We start from the raw sequence: 20,967 nt of genomic DNA on the forward strand, positions 1-20,967 counted from the left end.
CCGTCCCCTCCGACGGTCGATTGGTGGTCAGGCGGAAGCCGGCGGGTCTTCCAGTCGCGCCGGCTGCAGCCGCGGCGCCAGCAGGTGCACCAGCAGCAGCGCGAACAGGTAGGCCGAGCCGGCGATCAGGAAGATGCGCGCGTAGCTGCCGGTGTACTGCAGCTGCGCGCCGGCGAAGTTCGACATCAGGATGCCGCCGACCGCGCCGGCGAAGCCGCCGATGCCGACCACCGACGCCACCGCGTGGCGCGGGAACATGTCCGACGGCAGGGTGAACACGTTCGCCGACCAGCCCTGGTGGCCGGCCATCGCCAGGCCGATCAGCGCCACCGCCGGCCACAGGCTGTCGATCCGGGCGACGAACGCCACCGGCACCACGCACAGCGCGCAGACCAGCATCGCGCCCTTGCGCGCACGGTTGACGTTCCAGCCCAGCTTGATGAAGCGCCCCGCGATCCAGCCGCCGGCGATGCTGCCGGCATCGGCCATCAGGTAGACGACGATCATCGGCAGGCCGATCTTCGCCAGCGACAGGTCGAATTCCGAGGCCAGGTACTTGCCCAGCCAGAACAGGAACAGCCACCACACCGGGTCGGTGATGAACTTCGCCGCCACGAAGGCCCAGGCCTGGCGGTGGCGCAGCAATCGCAGCCACGGCAGCTTCACCGTCGTTTCCGGCGGGTCGCTGCGGATGTGCGCGAGTTCGGCCGGCGCAAGCTTCGGCTGTTCGTCCGGGGCGCGGTACCACAGCCACCAGACCGCCAGCCAGGTCGCGCTGAGCACGCCGGTGAACAGGAACGCCGGTTGCCAGCCCCACTTCGCCGCGATGACCGGCACCAGCAGCGGCGCGAGGATCGCGCCGATGTTCGAGCCGGCGTTGAACACGCCGACGGCGAGCGCGCGCTCGCGGCGCGGGAACCATTCGGCCACGGTCTTCACCGCGGCGGGGAAGTTGCCGGCTTCGCCCAGGCCCAGCGCGAAGCGCGCGGCGGCGAAGCCGAACGCGCTGCCGGCCAGCGCGTGCGTCATCGCCGCCACGCTCCACACGCTGATCGCGATCGCGTAGCCGATGCGCGTGCCGAAACGGTCGATGATCGCGCCGGCGCCGAGCAGGCCGATGGCGTACGCGGCCTGGAACGCGGCGACGATCCAGCCGTACTGGATCTCGTTCCAGCCGATCTCGTCCTGCAGGAACGGCGCGAGCACGCCCAGCACCTGGCGGTCGACGTAGTTGATGGTCGTTGCCGCCAGCAGCATCGCGCAGACGCGCCAGCGGTACATGCCGATCCGCGTCGCGGGCGCGGCGGCATTCATCGCCTCGCCCCCAGCCGTGCGTGCTCGCGTCGCAATACGTCGCGCATGGTCCTCTCCCGAATGCTTCATCGCACCGCCACGGACGTTCACGGGGTTTGCCCGGACCGGCAGCAGGTCCGCCAAGTTGGTAGCGCTATCATTAACACAGACACGCCGGCCGCAGCTACTCCGGCCAGCCGCGCGGCACGGCTTGTGCATTGCCGCATCAGCGGCGGAATTCCAGTGTCGCGCGGTGTTTTCGCGGATTGCCGGAGACGGGTCTGGCCATGCTGCTATGCAGCGTGCGGGCAAGAAATGGTAGCGCTACCATCGCGCCGGCATGGCCCCGCCGATCCGGGGTCGTGATCGCGTTGCGATGCACAGCAAAAAAACCAGCCGGCCGGCACGCCGCGAAGACATGACGCGGGCGCCGGCCACCGGAACGGACCACCAGAAACTGGAGGGGAGTACGGTGCAAAACGAATATGCGAAAACGGCGTTGTCGCGCGCGCTGGGTCTGGTCTTGCTGGGCATGGCCAGCGGTACGGCCTTCGCGCAAACCGCGGAACCGGCCGCTGCGCCGGCGACGCAGGCCGACCCGGCACAGACCGAGCAGGCGCAGGCGACCGAGCAGAAGGTGACCGAACTCGACCGCGTGATTGCTACCGGTTACCGGCAGAGCCTGCAGTTCTCGACCGAAGCCAAGCGCGAGGCGACCGGCTTCACCGACTCGATCTTCGCCGAGGACATCGGCAAGTTCCCCGACACCAACATCGCCGAGTCGCTGACCCGCATCCCGGGCATCCAGCTGGACCGCGACGTCAACGGCGAAGGCCTGAACATCGGCATCCGCGGCCTGCCGCAGAGCTTCACCAAGACCCTGATCAACGGCGGCGAGGCGGCCACCGCCTCGATCGGCCTCAACCGCGGCAACCAGAACCGCGAGCTCGACCTGAACCTGTTCCCGACCGAATTCTTCAACAAGCTGACCGTGTACAAGTCGCCGCAGGCCAGCCTGCCCGAAGGCGGCATCTCCGGCGTGGTCGACATGCGCAACGTGCGCCCGTTCGACAACCCCGGCCAGCACCTCAACTACACCGCGCAGCTCGACTACAACAGCATCGGCAAGGACGTGAACCCGCGCGGTTCGCTGATCTGGAGCTGGACCAACGACGCGGGCACCTTCGGCGCCCTGGCCGGCGTGTCCTCGGTACGCAGCACGATCTCGGTGCAGGGCTGGGAGTCGATCGGCTGGATGAACCCCGGCCTCAACTACCAGCAGTGCGGCATCGCCGCGCCCGAAGGCGTCGACCCGCTGACCACGCGCCCGGCCGAATGCAACCCCGGTGGCGGCGGCAGCCTGCAGATGCCCGATACCGTGCCCGGCACCGACGATCCGCTGGACGCGGCCTACCTGCTGGCGCAGAACCCGGGCCTGAGCATCGACCAGATCACCGAAGCGCTGTTCCCGCGCCTGGGCCGTCCCGTCGACATGGCCGGCGACCGCAACCGCGACGCCTTCATCGGTTCGCTCGAATGGCGCCCGAACGAGGACATGCACTTCTACCTCGACACCTCGTACGTCAAGGCGACCTACGAGAACGACCGCGTCGACATGAACCTGGTCGGCCGCACCTTCGGCCCGGTCGGCTTCATCCCGACGAACATGCAGCTGGACGCGAACAACGTGGTCACCAGCGCCACCCTGCTCAACGCCCAGTTCTTCCTCGAGGCGCGCCCGTACCGCGACGAAGTGCAGTACTGGAACTTCGGCCCGGGCGCGACCTTCTGGTTCGGCGAGAACGACGACATCAAGCTGGACATCTCCGGCAACTGGAGCCGCAGCTGGTTCTTCCGCGAGTCGCCGACCATCCTGGTGACCTCGCCGCGGACCACGCTCGAGTACACCAACAACGGCCAGCCCGCCTGGACCACCGGTGGCCTGGACCTCAACGACCCGAACGCCGGCTGGAGCTTCGACGGCGGCCGCGTCAACCTGAACAACGAGAAGCGCGTGACCGAGGCCGGCCGCATCAAGGCCGACCTGCAGTTCGGCGAAGACCGGCGCAACGTCAAGGTCGGCGCGTCGCTGGACAAGTTCCACCGCACCATCGTCGGCTTCGACAACAGCGCGGCGTGGCAGGCCAACGTGTTTTCGCTGATCAACGCCGGCAACCTGCCGCAGTACCTGCGCCCCGGCCCGCTCGGCTTCATCACCGCCGACTTCGCCGCGTTCATGGACGCGACCGATTACCAGACCTACTTCGACAACGCGCCGGAATCCAACACCTCGCAGTCGGTCGGCGCGGCCTCGGGCGGCGTGGACGAGAGGAACTTCGCCGCCTACGTCGAATTCAACGGCGAGGCCGAGGTCTGGAACCGCAACCTGCGCTTCAACGGCGGCGTGCGCTACATCGACACCGACCAGGACATCAGCGGCCCGGTCACCCTGGGCGCGGTGCGCGAATGGCAGACGCTGTCGAGCAGTTACGACGAGTGGCTGCCGTCGTTCAACGCGGCGTGGGACGTGGCCGAAAACTGGGTGCTGCGCCTGGCCAGTTCGCGCACGCTGACCCGCCCGAACCCGCGCTCGATGCTGCCGGCCACGACCTTCTCCGATCCGTCGGCCGAGATCGCCGACCAGGGCAACCCGAACCTGGCGCCGTACCTGTCCACCAACTTCGACCTGGGCCTGGAGTGGTACACCGGCGACGAAGGCATGGTGGCGCTGAGCATGTTCAACAAGCGCGTATCCGGCTACACCTTCCAGGGCATCAACGTCATCCCGTTCCGCAACCTGGGCATCCCGCTGGAAGCGTTGTCCGCGAACCAGCTGTCGGCGCTGAACGCCAACGGTGGCCTCGACGCGCCGATCAACGTGCGCCAGCAGGTCAACGCCGACGCCACCCTGGACATCCAGGGCTGGGAGTTCATCTGGGTGCAGCCGCTGGACTTCGTGTTCGAAGGCCTGGGCTTCATGGCCAACTACACCGACATCGACCTGGAGCCGGTGGGCCAGGAAGCCGACCAGCTGGCCGGCAACCTGTTCGGCATCTCGCCGACCATGTGGAACGCCACCGCCTACTGGGAGAACGACGTCGCCTCGGTGCGCCTGTCGTACAACTGGGTGGAAGGCTCGGCGCAGCGCGCGCTCGGCAACAACGAAGGCGGCCTCAACTACGCGCAGTACTTCGGCAAGGACCGCGGCCAGCTGGACTTCTCGGCCAGCTACACGCTTGCCGGCCTGCCCAGCAAGCCGCAACTGACCTTCAACGTGGTGAACGTCACCAACGAGGAACTGCGCAACTACCTGGCGTTCCCGAACGTCCCGGGCGAGGTGTACAACCCCGGGCGCACGTTCCTGCTCGGCATCCGCGGTACGTTCTGATGCCTGCCGCCACGCAATAGTCCCTCCCGGGGAACGGCAGCGGCCCGCTCCGGCGCGAAAACGCCGGGCGGGCCGCACCGTATCCGCCGGCGCGGCGGATGCATCGCCGATAATCCGGAAAATTCCACCACCAGCAAGCAAACGGCGGCCATGAGCAACAACCCCGAAATCCTCTCGGTCAGGGAAAAGGTCGGCTACAGCCTCGGCGACCTCGCCGCCAACCTGATCTTCCAGACCCTGGTCAGCTTCCTCGCTTTCTTCTACACCGACGTCTACCGCATCCCGGCCGATACCGCGGGCACGGTGATCTTCACCGGCGGCCTGCTCGGCGCCTTCGTGTTCACCCCGATGATGGGCCTGATCGCCGATCGCACGCGCACGCGCTGGGGCAAGTTCCGGCCATGGATCCTGTGGACGGCGGTGCCGTTCGGCGCGATCGCGTTGCTGGCGTTCAGCACCCCGGACCTGGGCGAACAGGGCAAGGTGTTCTACGCGCTGGCCACCTACACCCTGCTGGTGCTGGTGTACGCAGCCAACAACCTGCCGTATTCGGCGCTGTCGGGCGTGATCACCGGCAACATGGCCGAGCGCAACAGCATGTCGTCCTACCGCTTCGTCGCGGTGATGGTTGCGCAGTTCGTGATCCAGGTGCTGTTGCTGCCGCTGGTGCTGATCCTGGGCGGCGGCGACAAGGTGCAGGGCTTCCACAACACGATGATGCTGTTCGCCGTCGTCGGCACCGTGTTCTTCCTGATCACCTTCTTCACCACGAAGGAGCGCATCGTCCCGACGGTGGAGCAGAAGTCCAGCGTGCGCCAGGACCTGGCCGACCTGACCCGCAACCTGCCGTGGATGCTGATGCTGCTGGCCACCGTGCTGGTGTTCATCAACCTGGCGTTGAAGGGCGGCATGTACGTGTACTACTTCAAGTACTACATGGATGCCGACAGCCTGGCGCGGTTCCTCGATGGCATCGGTTTCAACGCCTTCATCGCCGGCCTGAATTCGCTGCTGACCGGCATCGGCCTGACCGAATTCCAGTGGCCGAAGGACGCGCCGACCTCGGCCTTCAGCCTGTTCAGCGCCTGCGGCATCATCTGCATGATCATCGGCATCGGCTTCTCGAAGAGGCTCGCCGACCGTTACGGCAAGCGCGACGTGTTCGGCGGCGCGCTGTTCGTGTCCACGCTGTGCCTGCTGGCGTTCTGGTTCTTCCCGCCGACCGGCGTGGGCAGCGTGATCATGGCCTACATCCTGCATGGCTTCTTCTACGGCATCACCGTGCCGCTGCTGTGGGCGATGGTCGCCGACGTGGCCGACTGGTCGGAGTGGAAGAACCACCGCCGCGCCACCGCGATCACCTTCTCGGCGATCCTGATCGGCCTGAAGTTGGGCCTGACCCTCGGCGGCTCGCTGGTGGCGAAGATCCTGGCCGCCTACGGTTACGACCCGGACCTGGCCGTGCAGTCGGCCGGCGCGGTCAACGGCATCAAGCTGGCGGTCAGCGTCTACGCGTCGATCCCGTTCCTGCTGTGCTGCGTGCTGCTGTTCTTCTACCGGATCGACAAGAAGACCGAAACGCAAATCGAGCAGGAACTGGCGGCGCGGCGCGCGGGCGCCGCGTAGCCGCCGCAATTCCTGTCGCAAGCCCGTGAGATAGCGCATGTCCGAGAAGCTCGACCCCGCCGAACTGCAGCAACTGGCCGCGAAGGCGATCTCGCCGCCGCTGGTGACGCACATCCACACCGCCGACCCGTCGGCGCACGCGTTCGAAGGCAAGGTCTACATCTACCCGTCGCACGACGTCGACGCCGGCATCCCGTTCGACGACCTCGGCAGCCACTTCGACATGCGCGATTACCACGTGTTCCGCCAGGATTCGCCGGACGCCGCAGCGGTCGATTGCGGCGTGGCGCTGCGCATCGAGGACGTGCCGTGGGCGCAGCGGCAGCTGTGGGCGCCGGACGCGGCGGCGAAGGACGGCAAGTACTACCTCTATTTCCCCGCGAAGGACCCGGGCGGCATCTTCCGGATCGGCGTCGCGGTCGGCGAGCGCCCGGAAGGCCCGTTCGCGGCCGAGCCGGAAGCGATCCGCGGCAGCTATTCGATCGACCCGGCGGTGCTGGCCGACGACGACGGCGCGCATTACATGGTGTTCGGCGGGCTGTGGGGCGGGCAGCTGCAGAGCTATCGCGACAACGCCTACGACGCGGCGAACGCGGAACCGGCCGACGACGAACCGGCGCTGGGCCCGCGCATCGCGAAGCTCTCCGCCGACATGAAGCAGTTCGCCGGGGCGCCGCGCGAGATTTCCATCGTCGACGAACACGGCGCGCCATTGCGCGCCGGCGACCACGCGCGGCGCTATTTCGAAGGGCCGTGGCTGCACAGGTACCGCGGCAAGTATTACCTGTCGTATTCGACCGGCAACACGCACCTGTTGTGCTACGCCACCGCCGACGACGTGTACGGCCCGTACACCTACCAGGGCGTGATCCTGACCCCGGTGCTGGGCTGGACCACGCACCATTCCATCGTCGAATTCGGCGGCCGCTGGTGGCTGTACTACCACGACTCGCTGCTGTCCGGCGGCGTGACCCACCTGCGCAACATCAAGGTGGCGGAACTGCGCTACGACGCGGACGGCCGCATCGTCACCCTGCATCCCTACGGCGAGCCGCATGCCGGGTGACGCCGCGCTGCGTCCGTTGGCGCCCGGCCCGCTGCTGCGCATCGGCAACGGAGCGCTGACGGTCGATATCGCCCCGCAGGCCGGCGGGCGCATCGCGCAGATCGCCCGCGACGACGTCGAATGGCTGGTCGGTCACGGCGACGACAACGCGGCGGCGATCGCGTGGGGCTGCTATCCGATGCTGCCGTGGGCCGGGCGCATCCGCCGCGGCGAGTTCGAGTTCCAGGGCCGGCGTTACCGGATCCCGCCGAACCTCGGCGCGCACGCCGTGCACGGGGTCGGCTTCGTCCTGCCGTGGCGGGTCGAGTCGCAGGCGCCAACGCACGTCGAACTGTCGCTGCAACTGCCCGCCGACGAAAGCTGGCCGTTCGGCGGCAGCGCGCGGCAGCGCATCGAAGTCGAAGGCGATGCGCTGAAGCTGCAGCTGTCGCTCGCCGCCGCCGGCCGCGCGATGCCGAAGCCGGTGATCGGCTGGCATCCGTGGTTCCGCAAGCCCGGGCGCCTCGAATTCGCGCCGAAGGCCGTCTATCCGCGCGACGCCGAAGGCATCGCCACGCTGCCGCTGGCCGCGCCGCCGCCGGGGCCGTGGGACGACTGCTTCATCAACGAGCAGCCGGTGGTCCTGCACCGCGAAGGGCAAAGCCTGCGCCTGGCCTCGGGCTGCGACCATTGGGTGGTCTACGACCAACCCGCCCACGCCACCTGCGTCGAGCCGCAGAGCGGCCCGCCGGACGCCTTCAACCTGGCCCCGGCGTCGTTGTTGCCGGGCGAGAGCGTGTCGGCGTGGTTGCGGATGGAGTGGGGTTGACGCCGCAGCTGGGGATACGGCTCAGAGCTGCAATGGCATCGGTTACGATGCCCGCACCCATCTTGAAGGCAGTGCCATGAGCGAATCCATTGCGGAACTGCAGGCCGCCCTGCGCCAGTTCGCCGAGGAGCGCGATTGGGACCAGTTCCATTCGCCGAAGAATCTCGCCGCCGCGCTGTCGGTCGAGGCGGCCGAACTGCTGGAGCATTTCCAGTGGCTGACCGAAGAACAAAGCCGCGACTTGCCGGGAGACAGGCGGAACGCGGTGTCGGAGGAAATCGCGGACGTCCTGCTGTACCTGCTCAGGCTATCGGATAAACTCGGCATCGACCCGGTCGATGCATCATGGCGCAAGCTGCAGATCAATGCGGCCAAGTACCCCGTCGACAAGGCGAGGGGGAGCAGCAGGAAGTATTCCGAACTCTGACGGGGAAACGGGGGCGCGATTTGATCGTCTACCAGGGAACCAAGGCCAAGTTCCTCGACGACCACGACAATCGCGACATCGAGGACGTCATTGCAACGCGCTACCTGCAGCGCACCGGGCGTTACGCGCCGCATGCCGAGATGCGCTCGTGGAAAGCGTCCCTGGGCGAGATGGCGAAGGTACTGCGCGACCGCGACATCCCCGACGACATCGGCATCGGCGTGGAGTTCGGCATCCCGCAGACGTCGAAGCGCATCGACTTCATCCTGTCCGGGTTGTCAGGCGAGGAAAAGCCGAACCTGATCATCGTCGAACTGAAGCAGTGGTCCGAGGCCGGGCTGTCCGGCAAGGACGGCCTGATCTTCGCCCGCCGTGGCGGGACCGGGCCGGCGCAGGAAGGCGCGCATCCCTGTTACCAGGCATGGTCCTATGCCGCGTTGCTCGAAGGTTTCAACGAGGCGGTCCACGAAGGCGGCGTGGCGCTCAATCCGTGCGCCTACCTGCACAACTATGTCCGCGACGACGTCATCGACAACGGCATCTACCGGCCGTATATCGAGATGGCGCCGCTGTTCCTGAAGGGCGAAGAGGAGCGCGCCCGGCTCCGGGCCTTCATCAAGCGGCACGTCCGCAAAGGCGACAATGCCGATCTGATCTTCCGGATCGAGAATGGACGGATCAGGCCATCGAAGATGTTGGCCGACAGCATCGCCGGGATGCTGAAGGGGAACAGGGAGTTCGTGCTGGTCGACGACCAGAAGGTGGTCTTCGAAACCGCGATCGCCGCTGCGGCGAAAGCATCGGCGAAGCGGAAACAGGTCGTGATCGTCCGCGGCGGGCCCGGCACCGGGAAATCGGTCGTCGCGGTCAACCTGCTGGCCCGGTTGACGGGGCGCGGGCTGGTCAGCAAGTACGTATCGAAGAACGCCGCGCCGCGCGCGGTGTACGCGGCGAAGCTGGTTGGGTCGGAGCGGCGTTCGGTCGTATCGAACCTGTTCGTCGGATCGGGCGGGTTCATCCATGCGGATGCGGATGGATTCGATGCGCTGATCGTCGACGAGGCGCATCGCCTCAACGAGAAGTCCGGCCTCTATGGCAATCTGGGCGAGAACCAGGTCAAGGAAATCATTCACTCCGCCAAGTGCGCGATCTTCTTCGTCGACGACGACCAGATCGTCACCCTGTCCGACATCGGCCATGCCGGCGAGATCGAGAAATGGGCGAAGCGATTCAATGCCGAGGTCACGCAGCTCGAGCTTGCCTCGCAATTCCGTTGCAACGGCTCGGACGGTTACCTCGCATGGCTGGACAACACGCTGGGCATCCGGGAAACGGCCAACGAGGATTTCGATCCCGGAGCCTTCGATTTCCGTGTCGTCGATTCGCCAGTGGAGCTGCATTCCCTGATCGCCGAAAGGAACGCGAACAACAAGGCGCGGGTCGTGGCTGGCTATTGCTGGGATTGGACCAGCAAGCGCGATCCGCGCGCATATGACATTTCATTCCCCGAATTCGGCTATGCCAGGCGCTGGAACCTCGACAGGGATGGCAGCCTCTGGATCATGGCGCCGGACTCCATCGATGAAGTCGGCTGCATCCACACTTGCCAGGGACTGGAACTCGACTATGTCGGCGTGATCATCGGTCCCGACCTCATTGCCCGCGACGGCGGACTGGTTACGCGTCCGGCCGCGCGCTCCAGGATGGACCGATCCATCCGCGGCTGGAAAGCGTTGGCGAAACGCGATCCGGGGTCGACCGGACTACGCGTGGACCGGATCATCCGGAATACCTACCGGACCCTGATGACCCGCGGCATGAAGGGTTGTTATGTGTACTGTACGGACGATGCGATGCGCGACCACCTCAAGGCGCGCATTTCGCCGCACTGAAACGAAAAACCCCGCGCAGGGCGGGGTTCTCGGTATCTTTCGCTGGTGGCTAGGGGCGGAATCGAACCGCCGACCTCAGCATTATGAGTGCCGCGCTCTAACCGTCTGAGCTACCTAGCCGATGCGAAAGGGCGCGTATTTTCCCGGACCGGGCGCCACCGCGTCAAATTCGGCCGGTTCAGGCCGGGTAGGTTGAGCCTTTCCCCGGGCCGTGGCACAGTCGCAGCCAGTAGATTTTCAGGAGTCCGCATCGTGATCGATCCGGACGGCTACCGGCCCAACGTCGGTATCGTGTTGATGCGCCAGGACGGGCGGGTTTTCTGGGCGCGGCGGGTGCGCCGCGACGGCTGGCAGTTCCCGCAGGGCGGCATGAACACGGACGAGACGCCGGTCGAGGCCATGTACCGCGAATTGCGCGAGGAAACCGGCTTGCTGCCCGAGCACGTCGAGGTGCTGGGCGCGACCCCCGGCTGGCTGCGCTACCGCCTGCCGGAGCGGGCCATCCGCCGCAACGAACGCCACGTCTGCATCGGCCAGAAGCAGGTGTGGTTCCTGCTGCGCATGGTCTGCGACGAGGCGCACCTGCGCCTGGACGTGACCGAGACGCCGGAATTCGACCACTGGCGCTGGGTCGACTTCTGGTACCCGCTGGAGCACGTGGTCATGTTCAAGCGCGGCGTCTACGCGCGCGCGCTGTCGCACCTGGCGCCGATGGCGGCCAGCATCGCCGCGATCCAGGCCATGCCGCTGTGGCTGGGCCGCGAGCCGCGGCCGGACCCGCACCGCGCGCGCCGGCGCGGGCGCAAGCGCCCGCAGCGCCGGCAGGACGGGGCCGCCGGACAGGACGGCACGGGGCCGGACGGGAAGAATTGACAATCATTCTCATTCCTAGTTGAATGGGACCGGGCCGATCCGGCCCGCCCGCCAGTCCCCGCCGTCCGTCCCATGTACGTCTGCATCTGCAATGGGGTCACCGACCACCAGATCCGCGAGGCCGCCGCCAGCGGCGTGCGCACTGTCGCCGAACTGACCATGCGCACCGGCTGCGGGGCGACCTGCGGCGCCTGCCTGGAAATGGCCGCCGAGATCCTCGACGAGGTCCACGCGAAGCAGGAGTTCCCGCTGCAGGTACTCTGCGCGGCGTGAGCGGCCGCCTCTCCCGCGGAGAGGCGGCGAAAATGAACACGATTCGCGTTACGTCGTGCGTTCGCGCGAAGGGTTAAGCTGCGGCGTCACCACCGACGGAGCGCGGCCGATGAAAGGCGATCCGAAGATCATCGAGTACCTCAACAAGGCGCTCTACAACGAGCTGACCGCGATCAACCAGTACTTCCTGCACAGCAAGATGCTGAAGAACTGGGGCCTGAAGGAACTGGCCGAGCACGAGTACAAGGAATCGATCGACGAGATGAAGCACGCCGACTGGCTGGCCGAGCGCATCCTGTTCCTCGACGGCCTGCCGAATTTCCAGGCGCTGGGCAAGCTGCGCATCGGCGAGAGCCCGCGCGAGGTGATCGCCTGCGACCTGGGGCTGGAGATGGAGGCGATCCCGTTGCTGCGCGAGGCCATCGCCTACGCCGAGCAGGTGCAGGACTACGTCAGTCGCAAGCTGTTCGCCGACATCCTCGATTCCGAGGAAGAGCACGTCGACTGGCTGGAGACCCAGCTGGACCTGATCGCGCGGATCGGCGAGCCGAACTACCTGCTGACCAAGCTGGAAGAGTGATCCGCGTCCGCGCCGGCCTTCGCGCCGGCGCGCGGCAACTGCGCCATGTAGCCGAGCAGGCCGACCCGCGCGCGGGCGTACTCGGCGATGATCAGCGCCACCGACACCGCCGGCCGTTCCAGCCGCTGCGCGCGCGCGCCCAGTTCGATGCGCTTGGCCGCGGCCGACAGCGCCATCGCGCCGACGTTGGCGCTGGACGATTTCAGCGTGTGCGCCGCCTCGCGCATCGTCTCCAGGTCGGCGACGGTCGAGGCCTTCTCCAGCTGCGCGATCAGCCGCGGCGCATCCTCCAGGAACAGCGCGATGATGCGCGCGGTTTCCTCGCCGGCGATCTGGTGCAGTTCGTCCAGCATCACGTGGTCCAGCACCGGGAAGTTGCTCTGGATCAGCGCCGGGCGGTTGCCGGCCGGCGCCGCCGCCGGTGCCGCGGCGATCAGCTCGTCGATGGACGGATCGATGCTGACCGCCTGCTTGTCGACCGGCGCATCGTGCAGCAGCCAGCGTTGCAGGCAGTTCTCCAGCTGCTCGCGCGACACCGGCTTCGACAGGTAGTCGTCCATGCCGGCCTCGAGGCAGCGCTGGCGGTCGCCGGACATGGCGTTGGCGGTCATCGCGATGATCGGCAGGCGCGGCGCGCGGGGGGCGCGCCTCGAGTCGCGCCGCGCCGGGTCGCGGCGTAACCGTCGAGCACCGGCATCTGGCAGTCCATCAGCCCCAGCCGGTAGCGACCGCTGGACATCAGTTCCAGCGCCTTCTCGCCGTTGTCGGCGTGGTCGCAACGGGGGCCGAGCACGGCCAGCAGCTTCTCCGCGACCGCCAGGTTGACCGGGTTGTCCTCGACCAGCAGCAGGCGCGGCGGGGTGTCGTCGGGAGCGTTCGGGAAGTGGAATGCGTTCGGCGCGACCGGCACCGGCTTGATCGCGACCGGTTCGGCCGGCGGCGCCGGCTCGGGCGCGGGAATCGGCGTCAGCGAAGGCGCCGACGCAGGGGGCGGCGGCGGTGCCGCAGGCGCAGGAATCGGGACTGGCGCGAGAATCGGGACCGGTGCGTGCTCCGGCTCCGGCTCCGGTTCGGGTCCGGGCCCGGGCGCCGCCTCGCGCGGCGGCGAACCGGACAATGCCGCGCGCAGGTCGGCTTCGTGCGACAGCCGCGACAGCAGGGTGTCGGCATCGCGCAGTTCGTCGGGGATCGGCTCCTCGCCGTACAGCCAGATCAGCCGGCTCGCGCCCAGCGCCGGATTGCGCGACACGCCGCGGTGCAGCGCGCGCGCGCCGCCGGGCAGGCCGGACAGGTCGGCGATGATGTAGGCATAGGTGCCGGCGCCGTGGGCGCCGCCGGCGCGCAGTTTCTCCAGCGCCTCCTGCGTGGTCCCCACCGTGGTGACCTGCAGGCCCCAGGTCGGCAGCAGGAAGCCCAGGCGCTGGCGCAGGCGCGGGTCCGGGGTCACCAGCAGCGCGCGGCCGCCGCCGGCCGTGCCCGGCGCGATCTGCAGGTCGCCGATCGCCTTCAGCAGCGGAATCTCGAACCAGAAGGTCGAGCCGCGCCCGACTTCGGAAACCACGCCGATGCGCCCGCCCATCAGGTCGACGATGCGCTTGCAGATCGCCAGGCCCAGGCCGGTGCCGCCGTACAGGCGGGTGGTCGACGCATCGGCCTGGCTGAAGGAATTGAACAGCCGCGATTGCGCCTCGGGCTCGATGCCGATGCCGGTGTCGCGCACCTCGAAGCGCAGCAGGTGCTGCGACGCGGTTTCGCCGAGCCGGCGCACCGCCAGCGAGATCGAGCCGCGGTCGGTGAACTTGACCGCGTTGCCGATCAGGTTGCCCAGCACCTGGCGCAGCCGCACCGGGTCGCCGCGCACCAGCAGGCGCACCGCCGAATCCAGCTGCAGGTTCAGGTTCAGGCCCTTGCTTTCGGCGGGGCGGGACATCAGGGGCAGCACGCCGTCGACCAGCTCGCGCAGGTTGAACGAAGTGGTTTCGAGGACCAGCTTGTTCGCTTCCAGCTTGGAGTAGTCGAGGATGTCGTCGACGATGCGCAGCAGTTGCCGCGACGAGGCGCTGGCGGTGGCCAGCATGTCGCGCTGGTCCGGCGCCAGCGGCGCGTTCGCCAGCAGGTCGAGCATCGGCACGATGCCGTTGAGCGGGGTGCGGATCTCGTGGCTCATCGTGGCCAGGAACTCGCCCTTGGCCAGCACCGCCGATTCGGCCGCCTGCTTGGCCTGCAGCAGCTCCTTCTCGAGCTGGCCGTGGCGCTGCAGTTCGCGGCGCAGGCTGTCGCGTTCGGATTCGGCCATCGCCAGCCGGGTCAGCATGCCATCGCGGACGGCCGCGCTGCGCTGCGCGAGGATCGCGGCGACCAGGCCCAGCAGCACCGCGGCGACGCCGGCCGAGGCGGCCAGCAGCAGCCACGGGCCATCGGCGGCGCGGGACAGGTCGAGCAGCGCCCCCGCCGCCGCCAGCAGCGCCGCCATCCAGGCCAGCCATGCGAAGACGGAAGCGCGCATCGGTCGGCGTCTTCGTGCCTTACAGCACGGCGTTGTGGAAATCGAAGCCGAGGTCGCTGCCGACGCCCTGCACCAGATTGCCCTGGATGAAGTCCACGCCGCCCAGCCACATCGCCGCCGCCGCCTGCGGGTCCTCGACCTGCTGGCCGATCACCTGCAGGCCATGGCGGTGCGCCAGGTCGATGATGCCGCGCAGCTGGTCGCGCAGCACCGGGTCGTTGTGCGCGGTGGCGTAGCGGTTGGACACGCGCAGGTAGCCCAGCGGCAGCTGCGACAGCAGGGCTTCCGCGTCGTGGCCGGGTTCGTACTGGCTGAGGCAGAACTGCACGCCGGCGGCCATCAGCCGCTGGCAGAACTGGCGCAGGGTGACGGTGTGGATCAGCGCGTCGGCCAGGCGCAGGTCGATCACCAGCGACGACGGCTCCACGCCGCGCGCGGCGATCGCCTGCAACAGCCAGTCGGCCGAATCGTCGCGCGCCAGCGAGCGCGGCGACTGCGAGACGAACAGGCGCAGCGACACGCCTTCGGCCTGGTTCTTCGCGAGCAGGTCCAGCACCAGGGTCACCACCCGGCGGTCGAACTCGACGATGCGCCCGGCCAGTTCCGCGGCCGGCACCGCCTGCGCCGCCGAAACCAGCGAGCCGTCGCTCTGGCGCAGGCGCAGCAGCACCTGGTACTGCGCCGCTTCGCTGCCGGCCACCGAGACGATCGGCTGGAACGCCAGCTCCGGCGTCGCTTGGGCCAGGGTCGTGGTCATGGCGTCTTCGACCGGCGCCGGCGGCGCGTAGGCGGCGACATCGCCGGTCTGCTGGCGCGCCAGCAGGGCCGCGCGTTCGGTCGCCTCCAGCGCGCTGCCGCTGTCGACGAAGCCCTGCGGCAGCGCCGCGTAGCCGACCACGCCGCGCAGGCGCAGGGTTTCGCCGTCGCGCAGCATGAAGGCCTGCTGGGTCAGGCCGTCGCGCAGGCCGTGGGCGAACGCCTGCAGCGCGTCAGGCGCGATGCCGCTGGCCAGCGCGAGGAAGTTGTTGTCGCTGAGCCGGGCCAGCAGGTGCGGCTGCGCGGCTTGCGCCAGGCGGCGGCCGGCCTGGCTCATCAGCTGCTCGAAATTCGCATAGCCATAGCGCTCGCGCAGGCTCGACGCGCTGCCGATCTCGATGAAGAACAGGCCGGCCACGTCCTGCCGCTTGATCGTCGCGGCGAGCTGCTGCAGCACGAAGGTGCGGGTGGGCAGGCCGGTTTCCGGGTTCAGCGATTGCGCGGCGGCTTCGGCGACCACCGGCGCGCGCAGGCGCGCGCGCAGGATCCGGTTGGATACCGCGGCGATCAGGTGGCGCGGGCGGATCGGCTTGGTCAGGAAATCGTCGGCGCCGCTCTCCAGCACTTCGTACTGGCGCTCCGGGTCGGGGTCGCCGGTCAGGAACACGATCGGCAGGTGCAGGTATTCGGGCTGCTGGCGGATCAGCTGGGTCAAGTCCATGCCATCGCGGCCCGGCATGTGCAGGTCCATCAGGATCAGGTCGGGCTGGAACTTGCGGATCGCGTCGAGCACGCCTTCCGACTGCATCTGCACTTCCGCCTGCATGCCGGCGCCGTGCAGCACGCTCTGCGCGAACAGCGCCTGGCCGCGGTCGTCCTCGACGATCAGCACGCGGTACGGCGACTGCGCGTCGCCGCTGCCGTCGCCCGAAGCGGCCGGCGGCGAACCGGCATCGCCGCCCGCGCTGCCGTCGGCATCGCCGCCGCCCTTGGGCGCGCGCGCGGCGGGGCGCTTGGCCGCGGTCTTCGGCAGGGCTTCCGCGGTCGCCGGCGCGGCGGGCATCGCCGCCACGGGCGCCGCCGCGGGTTTCGACGACAGGTCCACGATGATCGGCGAATCCGGCGCGGCCGGGGCGAGCGTGGCGGCGATGGTCGCGCGCTCGACGGCGCCGGCGAGGACGGGTTCGATCGCGGTCGAATCGATCGCGGCCAGGTCGGCCGCGATCGCGGCGTACGCCGAATCGAAGTCGGGCTGCGGCGCCGGCACCGCGACGGGCATGGTCAACGGTGCGGTGTCGACGCTGGCGGCGGGGTATTCGGCGTACGCGGTTTCGATGCGCGCCGGCGGCGCGTCCTGGTCGGTCCAGCGGCGCCAGAAGCGCGCAGGCGGGGTCTCGGCACGCAGGCGCGAGCGCGACGATTCATCCTGCGATCGTGATGTGGATTCGTTGGCAGGCATCCGGCTTCCCCAAGCTTGGCCCCATTATGCGATGAAGTTCACGCTGAGGGGAAACCTCCCGGCGAGACTTCAGTCCGACGCGGCCGGCGCCTCGACCGGACTGCGGAACAGGGCCCGCAGGCCGCGGACCAGGCGGCGCCACACCCACCACACGGTCAGGGCCGCGAGCACGCTGACGGCCAGCACTACGACCAACGCGATAACCGGGTGCGCCCAGGCCAGCGACAGGCCGCCGACCACCACCGCATCCTCGGCGATCGACGCGGTCCAGTTGCTGACCGGCTCCGGCGAGGTGTTGAGCAGCGCGCGCGAACCGGATTTCAGCAGATGGCTGGTCAGCGCCACGCCGGCGCCGGCGGCCAGCACTCCCGTGCTCAGTTCGCCGTCCGGCGACAGCGTGGCCGCGGCGAGGAAGGCGCCGGCCGGGATCCGCGCCAGGGTCTGCACCAGGTCCCAGCCCGAATCGACGCCGGGGATCTTGTCGGCGAAGAATTCGGCCAGCGCCAGCGCGCCCGAGGTGCCCAGCACCCACCACGACTGGGTGACCTGCAGCGCCGGCGGCAGGTCCAGCCAGCCGAGGGCGCCGGCCAGGCCGATGCCGAACACGGTCAGATAGACCCGGATGCCGGCCATCCATGCCAACAGTATCCCAATTACGAAAAGATGCGCTTCGGACATGGCGGCAAATCCCCTAGACTCGGCGACGGGACGCGGGTCGCAGCGGCCCGAGTATAGGGCCGCAGTCTGGCTGCTGCCTGAGTGGGCGCGCGCATCGGGGCAGGATGGCGTGCGCGGGGAAACCGTGATCCGGAGCCATTCGACAGACCGCCGATGCTGAACCAGCCGCCGCCGCATTTCCGGATCGTGCAAAGCCGCGTGTCGTCGCGCGGCCTGTTGCTGGCGTGCATCGTCGCCGCGTTGTGGCTGGCCAGCGTGGTGGCGACCTGGCTGTGGGCCGGCCAGCTCGCCGCGCCGGGCTTGGGCGATGCCAGCCGGCGCCTGCACGCGGCCGAGCGCGAGCTGCGGACGCTGCGCGCGCAGGTCGAGGAACTCGACCAGCGCAGCGCGACGCTGACGCGCTCGGACCAGATCAGCCGCCAGGCCAACCGCGAGCTGCAGGCGACGCTGGCCCAGCGCGACGAGGAACTCGCCGGCCTGCGCGCCGACGTGGCCTTCTACGAACGCCTGGTCGGGCCGACCGCCAAGCGCCAGGGCCTGAACGTGTTCTCGTCCGAGTTCGCCAGCGCCGGCGGCAACGTGTGGAAGTACCGCATCGTGCTGACCCAGAACCTCAATCGCGGCGCGATCAGCGCCGGGCGCATGCGCTTCACCGTCGAGGGCATGCACAACGGCAAGCTGGCCAAGCTCGACTGGGGCCAGTTGCACCAGCAGCCGGGCACGCCGGAGCAGCCGTATTCGTTCCGCTACTTCCAGCAGCTCGAGGGCAGCGTGATGCTGCCGGCGGGCTTCGTCCCGCAACGCGTGCGCGTGTCGCTGCGCGGCGACGACTTCGCGATCGAGCGCGATTTCGACTGGAAGGTCGACGACGCGCGCACCTGATTCCCCTTCGCACGACCCGTACCGGAGCACCGCCATGTTCAAGCACAAACCCATCCATCGCCACGGCGCCAACGTCGATACGCTGATCGGCGCCAAGGTCGTGATCCGCGGCGACGTGGTGTTCAGCGGCGGGCTGTACGTCGAGGGGCGGATCGAGGGCAAGGTGCTGGCCGAACCGGACCAGCCCTCGCTGCTGATCCTGGCCGAGGAGGGCAGCATCGTCGGCGAGGTGCAGGTGCCGACCGTGGTGATCAACGGCCAGCTGCACGGCGACGTGCACGCGACCGAACGGGTCGAACTCGCGCCGAAGGCGCGCGTGCTCGGCAACGTGCACTACAAGGTCGTCGAGATGAGCGCGGGCGCGACCCTGACCGGCCGCCTGATCCACGCCGATGCGGCCGGCGCCGAGGCCACCCCGCTGTCGGTGGTGCCGGCGGCGCGCGCGGACGCGGCGCACGGCTGACGCGGCGGGCTTGAGCGGCATGCAATGCCGCGTTCCAAAAATTTCAAGCGCGCGGCGCCTCCGCGCCGGCTCGCGGCGGCGGCGCGTGGCTTAGAATCGCCGGTAGAAATCTTCTCCCGGCCCCCCCATGAACTCCGCTTCCGTTGCCGCCGCGCCCGCGCGCGGCGGGTTCGTCGTCTTCGCGCTGTCCCTGGTCTACGTGATCTGGGGCTCGACCTACCTGGCGATCCGCTTCGCGCTGGAGGGCGGTTTCCCGCCGTTCCTGCTCGGCGGCATCCGCTTCGTGCTCGCCGGCGCGCTGATGTTCGCGTTCCTGCGCCTGCGCGGCGTGGCCGCGCCGACGCTGGCGCAATGGCGCAACGCCGCGGTGATGGGCGTGCTGTTGCTGTTGCTCGGCAACGGCATGGTCAACGTCGCCGAACAGAGCGTTTCCTCCGGCATCGCCGCGGTCGTGGTCGCCTCGGTGCCGCTGTGGATGGGCATCTTCGCCGCGCTGCGCGGACAGCACCCCAGCCGCATGGAATGGGCCGGCACCGCGATCGGTTTCGCCGGCGTGCTGTGGCTGAACGCCGGCGGCATGCAGGGCGGTTCGTTCGCCGGCCTCGCCGCGCTGCTGGTCGCCTGCGTCGCCTGGTCGTACGGATCGGTGTGGAGCCGCGGCCGCGACCTGCCGCCGCCGTTCATGGCCGCCGCGGCGCAGATGCTGTGCGGCGGCGCGGCGATGCTGCTGGCCGCGCTGCTGACCGGCGAGCGTTTCGCGGCGGCGCCCACGCCCGGCGCGTGGGCCGCGTTCGCCTACCTGGCGGTGTCCGGTTCGCTGGTCGGTTTCAGCGCCTATGTCTGGCTGCTGCACCACGTGCGCCCGGCGCTGGCCGGCAGCTACGCCTACGTCAACCCGGTGATCGCGGTGCTGCTGGGCGCGTGGCTGGCGCGCGAGCGCTTCGGCGGGCACGAACTCGGCGCGATGGCGCTGATCGTCGCCGGCGTGGTCGTCATCTCGGTGGCGAAACTGGGCAGGCAGGCGACGGAGAGGCGGGCATGAGCGCCGGCGTCGACCGCAAGGGGCTGGCCGCGATCGCCTTCGCCTTCGTCATCTGGGGCGTGGTGCCGCTGTACTGGAATGCGCTGAAGATCGTGCCTTCGTTCCAGATCATCGCCCACCGCATCGTCTGGAGCGCGCTGCTGGTGCTCGGCTGGCTGGCGCTGAAGAACGGCATGGGCTGGTGGCGCGAGATCCGCGCCAAGCCGAACGCGTTGCGCAACCTGGCGCTGAGCAGCGCGCTGATCGCGTTCAACTGGGGCCTGTACATCTGGGCGGTGAACGCCGGCCACGTGGTCGAAACCAGCCTCGGCTACTTCATCAATCCGCTGCTCAACGTGGTGCTCGGCGTGCTGGTGCTGCGCGAACGCCTGAACGGCCCGCAATGGCTCGCGGTCGGCTGCGCCGCGCTCGGCGTGGCGTGGCTGACCTGGCAGTCCGGCGCGCCGCCGTGGATCGCGCTGGGCCTGGCGTTCTCGTTCGGGCTGTACGGGCTGGTGCGCAAGCTGGTCGCGGTCGACGCGGTCGGCGGACTGGCGGTGGAAAGCCTGTACCTGCTCGCGCCGGCGCTGGCGTTCCTGGCGTGGAGCGAAGCCGGCCACGGCGGCGGCTTCGCCGGCGGCTGGGGTCTGGGCATCGACCTGTTGCTGGTGGTCGGCGGCGCGGTCACCGCGCTGCCGCTGGTCGGCTTCGCCTATGGCGTGCGCCGCATCCCGCTGTCGATCGTCGGACTGATGCAGTACATCGCGCCGACCCTGCAGCTGCTGATTGGGGTGCTGATCCTGGGCGAGCCGTTCGGCCACGAACGCGCGGTCGGCTTCGCCGCGATCTGGCTGGGCCTGCTGCTGTTCGCCGGCGACGGCCTGTGGCGCTCGCGCGGCGCGTTGCGCGTCGCGGCGGAAGGCGCGACGTCGCGCTGATCCCGCGGTCGGTCCCGCGGCGCAACATGACCAACGTC

18 protein-coding genes and 1 tRNA gene are annotated in these 20,967 nt (G+C 68.9%); 13 read left to right on the forward strand and 6 right to left on the reverse strand.

Annotated elements, in window-relative coordinates; genetic code table 11:
* Nucleotides 1-27: 27 nt before the first annotated feature.
* Nucleotides 28-1,314 (reverse strand): MFS transporter, encoded by a 1,287-nt coding sequence (locus tag CSC71_RS04730; RefSeq protein WP_162373196.1) that lies wholly within the window; start codon nt 1,312-1,314, stop codon nt 28-30.
* 451 nt (nt 1,315-1,765) lie between these two features.
* Here CSC71_RS04730 and CSC71_RS04735 point away from each other — a divergent pair, with 451 nt between their 5' ends.
* From CSC71_RS04735 to CSC71_RS04760, 6 genes are all read left to right on the forward strand, one after another.
* On the forward strand, nt 1,766-4,681 hold the full coding sequence (locus tag CSC71_RS04735; protein ID WP_162373197.1) for a TonB-dependent receptor: 2,916 nt from the start codon (nt 1,766-1,768) through the stop codon (nt 4,679-4,681).
* A gap of 150 nt (nt 4,682-4,831) precedes the next feature.
* A complete protein-coding gene (locus CSC71_RS04740; RefSeq protein ID WP_162373198.1) occupies nt 4,832-6,307 on the forward strand; it encodes an MFS transporter in 1,476 nt (491 codons plus the stop codon).
* A 37-nt stretch (nt 6,308-6,344) separates the two neighbouring features.
* The gene (locus tag CSC71_RS04745; RefSeq protein ID WP_162373199.1) at nt 6,345-7,373 is read left to right on the forward strand and encodes a glycoside hydrolase family 43 protein; all 1,029 of its coding nucleotides are present in this window, start codon (nt 6,345-6,347) and stop codon (nt 7,371-7,373) included.
* Complete coding sequence (locus tag CSC71_RS04750; RefSeq protein ID WP_162373200.1) at nt 7,363-8,181, forward strand: aldose epimerase family protein; 819 nt, start codon at nt 7,363-7,365, stop codon at nt 8,179-8,181. The genes CSC71_RS04745 and CSC71_RS04750 overlap by 11 nt, the downstream gene beginning before the upstream one ends.
* A 76-nt stretch (nt 8,182-8,257) precedes the next feature.
* Complete coding sequence (locus CSC71_RS04755) at nt 8,258-8,608, forward strand: nucleotide pyrophosphohydrolase (protein WP_162373201.1); 351 nt, start codon at nt 8,258-8,260, stop codon at nt 8,606-8,608.
* Between the two features lie 20 nt (nt 8,609-8,628).
* Nucleotides 8,629-10,500: a DUF2075 domain-containing protein gene (locus CSC71_RS04760; protein ID WP_162373202.1), complete on the forward strand. Its 1,872-nt coding sequence runs from the start codon at nt 8,629-8,631 to the stop codon at nt 10,498-10,500.
* Between the two features lie 43 nt (nt 10,501-10,543).
* Here the strand turns inward: CSC71_RS04760 and CSC71_RS04765 are convergent.
* Nucleotides 10,544-10,620: transfer RNA gene (locus tag CSC71_RS04765), tRNA-Met, on the reverse strand.
* Nucleotides 10,621-10,752: 132 nt separating this feature from the next.
* Here CSC71_RS04765 and CSC71_RS04770 point away from each other — a divergent pair.
* The 3 genes from CSC71_RS04770 (at nt 10,753) to bfr (ending at nt 12,226) form a co-directional block, all read left to right on the forward strand.
* Nucleotides 10,753-11,373 carry an RNA pyrophosphohydrolase gene (locus CSC71_RS04770; protein ID WP_162373203.1) on the forward strand — a complete coding sequence of 207 codons (621 nt, stop codon included), beginning with the start codon at nt 10,753-10,755 and terminating at the stop codon, nt 11,371-11,373.
* A gap of 72 nt (nt 11,374-11,445) precedes the next feature.
* The gene (locus tag CSC71_RS04775; RefSeq protein ID WP_162373204.1) at nt 11,446-11,646 is read left to right on the forward strand and encodes a (2Fe-2S)-binding protein; all 201 of its coding nucleotides are present in this window, start codon (nt 11,446-11,448) and stop codon (nt 11,644-11,646) included.
* Nucleotides 11,647-11,755: 109 nt separating this feature from the next.
* Nucleotides 11,756-12,226 (forward strand): bacterioferritin, encoded by a 471-nt coding sequence (bfr, locus tag CSC71_RS04780; RefSeq protein ID WP_162373205.1) that lies wholly within the window; start codon nt 11,756-11,758, stop codon nt 12,224-12,226.
* Here the strand turns inward: bfr and CSC71_RS15735 are convergent.
* The 4 genes from CSC71_RS15735 to CSC71_RS04800 form a co-directional block, all read right to left on the reverse strand.
* Nucleotides 12,199-12,837 carry a response regulator gene (locus CSC71_RS15735; protein ID WP_162373206.1) on the reverse strand — a complete coding sequence of 213 codons (639 nt, stop codon included), beginning with the start codon at nt 12,835-12,837 and terminating at the stop codon, nt 12,199-12,201. The genes bfr and CSC71_RS15735 overlap by 28 nt on opposite strands.
* Nucleotides 12,834-14,732 (reverse strand): ATP-binding protein, encoded by a 1,899-nt coding sequence (locus CSC71_RS15660; protein WP_425501919.1) that lies wholly within the window; start codon nt 14,730-14,732, stop codon nt 12,834-12,836. The genes CSC71_RS15735 and CSC71_RS15660 overlap by 4 nt, the downstream gene beginning before the upstream one ends.
* A 19-nt stretch (nt 14,733-14,751) precedes the next feature.
* A complete protein-coding gene (locus tag CSC71_RS04795) occupies nt 14,752-16,947 on the reverse strand; it encodes an EAL domain-containing protein (protein WP_246191972.1) in 2,196 nt (731 codons plus the stop codon).
* A gap of 69 nt (nt 16,948-17,016) precedes the next feature.
* Nucleotides 17,017-17,625, reverse strand: a complete 609-nt coding sequence (locus CSC71_RS04800; protein ID WP_162373207.1) for a DUF4126 domain-containing protein — start codon at nt 17,623-17,625, stop codon at nt 17,017-17,019.
* Between the two features lie 153 nt (nt 17,626-17,778).
* Between CSC71_RS04800 and CSC71_RS04805 the strand changes: the two genes are divergently transcribed.
* From CSC71_RS04805 to rarD, 4 genes are all read left to right on the forward strand, one after another.
* Nucleotides 17,779-18,507 (forward strand): DUF6776 family protein, encoded by a 729-nt coding sequence (locus tag CSC71_RS04805; protein ID WP_425501920.1) that lies wholly within the window; start codon nt 17,779-17,781, stop codon nt 18,505-18,507.
* Between the two features lie 34 nt (nt 18,508-18,541).
* Nucleotides 18,542-18,970 carry a bactofilin family protein gene (locus tag CSC71_RS04810; RefSeq protein WP_162373208.1) on the forward strand — a complete coding sequence of 143 codons (429 nt, stop codon included), beginning with the start codon at nt 18,542-18,544 and terminating at the stop codon, nt 18,968-18,970.
* Between the two features lie 127 nt (nt 18,971-19,097).
* Complete coding sequence (gene yedA / locus CSC71_RS04815; RefSeq protein WP_162373209.1) at nt 19,098-20,012, forward strand: drug/metabolite exporter YedA; 915 nt, start codon at nt 19,098-19,100, stop codon at nt 20,010-20,012.
* A complete protein-coding gene (rarD, locus tag CSC71_RS04820; RefSeq protein WP_162373210.1) occupies nt 20,009-20,929 on the forward strand; it encodes an EamA family transporter RarD in 921 nt (306 codons plus the stop codon). The genes yedA and rarD overlap by 4 nt, the downstream gene beginning before the upstream one ends.
* The last annotated feature ends 38 nt before the right edge of the window (nt 20,930-20,967 follow it).

The organism is Pseudoxanthomonas sangjuensis (genome assembly GCF_010211755.1).
GTDB lineage: Bacteria > Pseudomonadota > Gammaproteobacteria > Xanthomonadales > Xanthomonadaceae > Pseudoxanthomonas_A > Pseudoxanthomonas_A sangjuensis.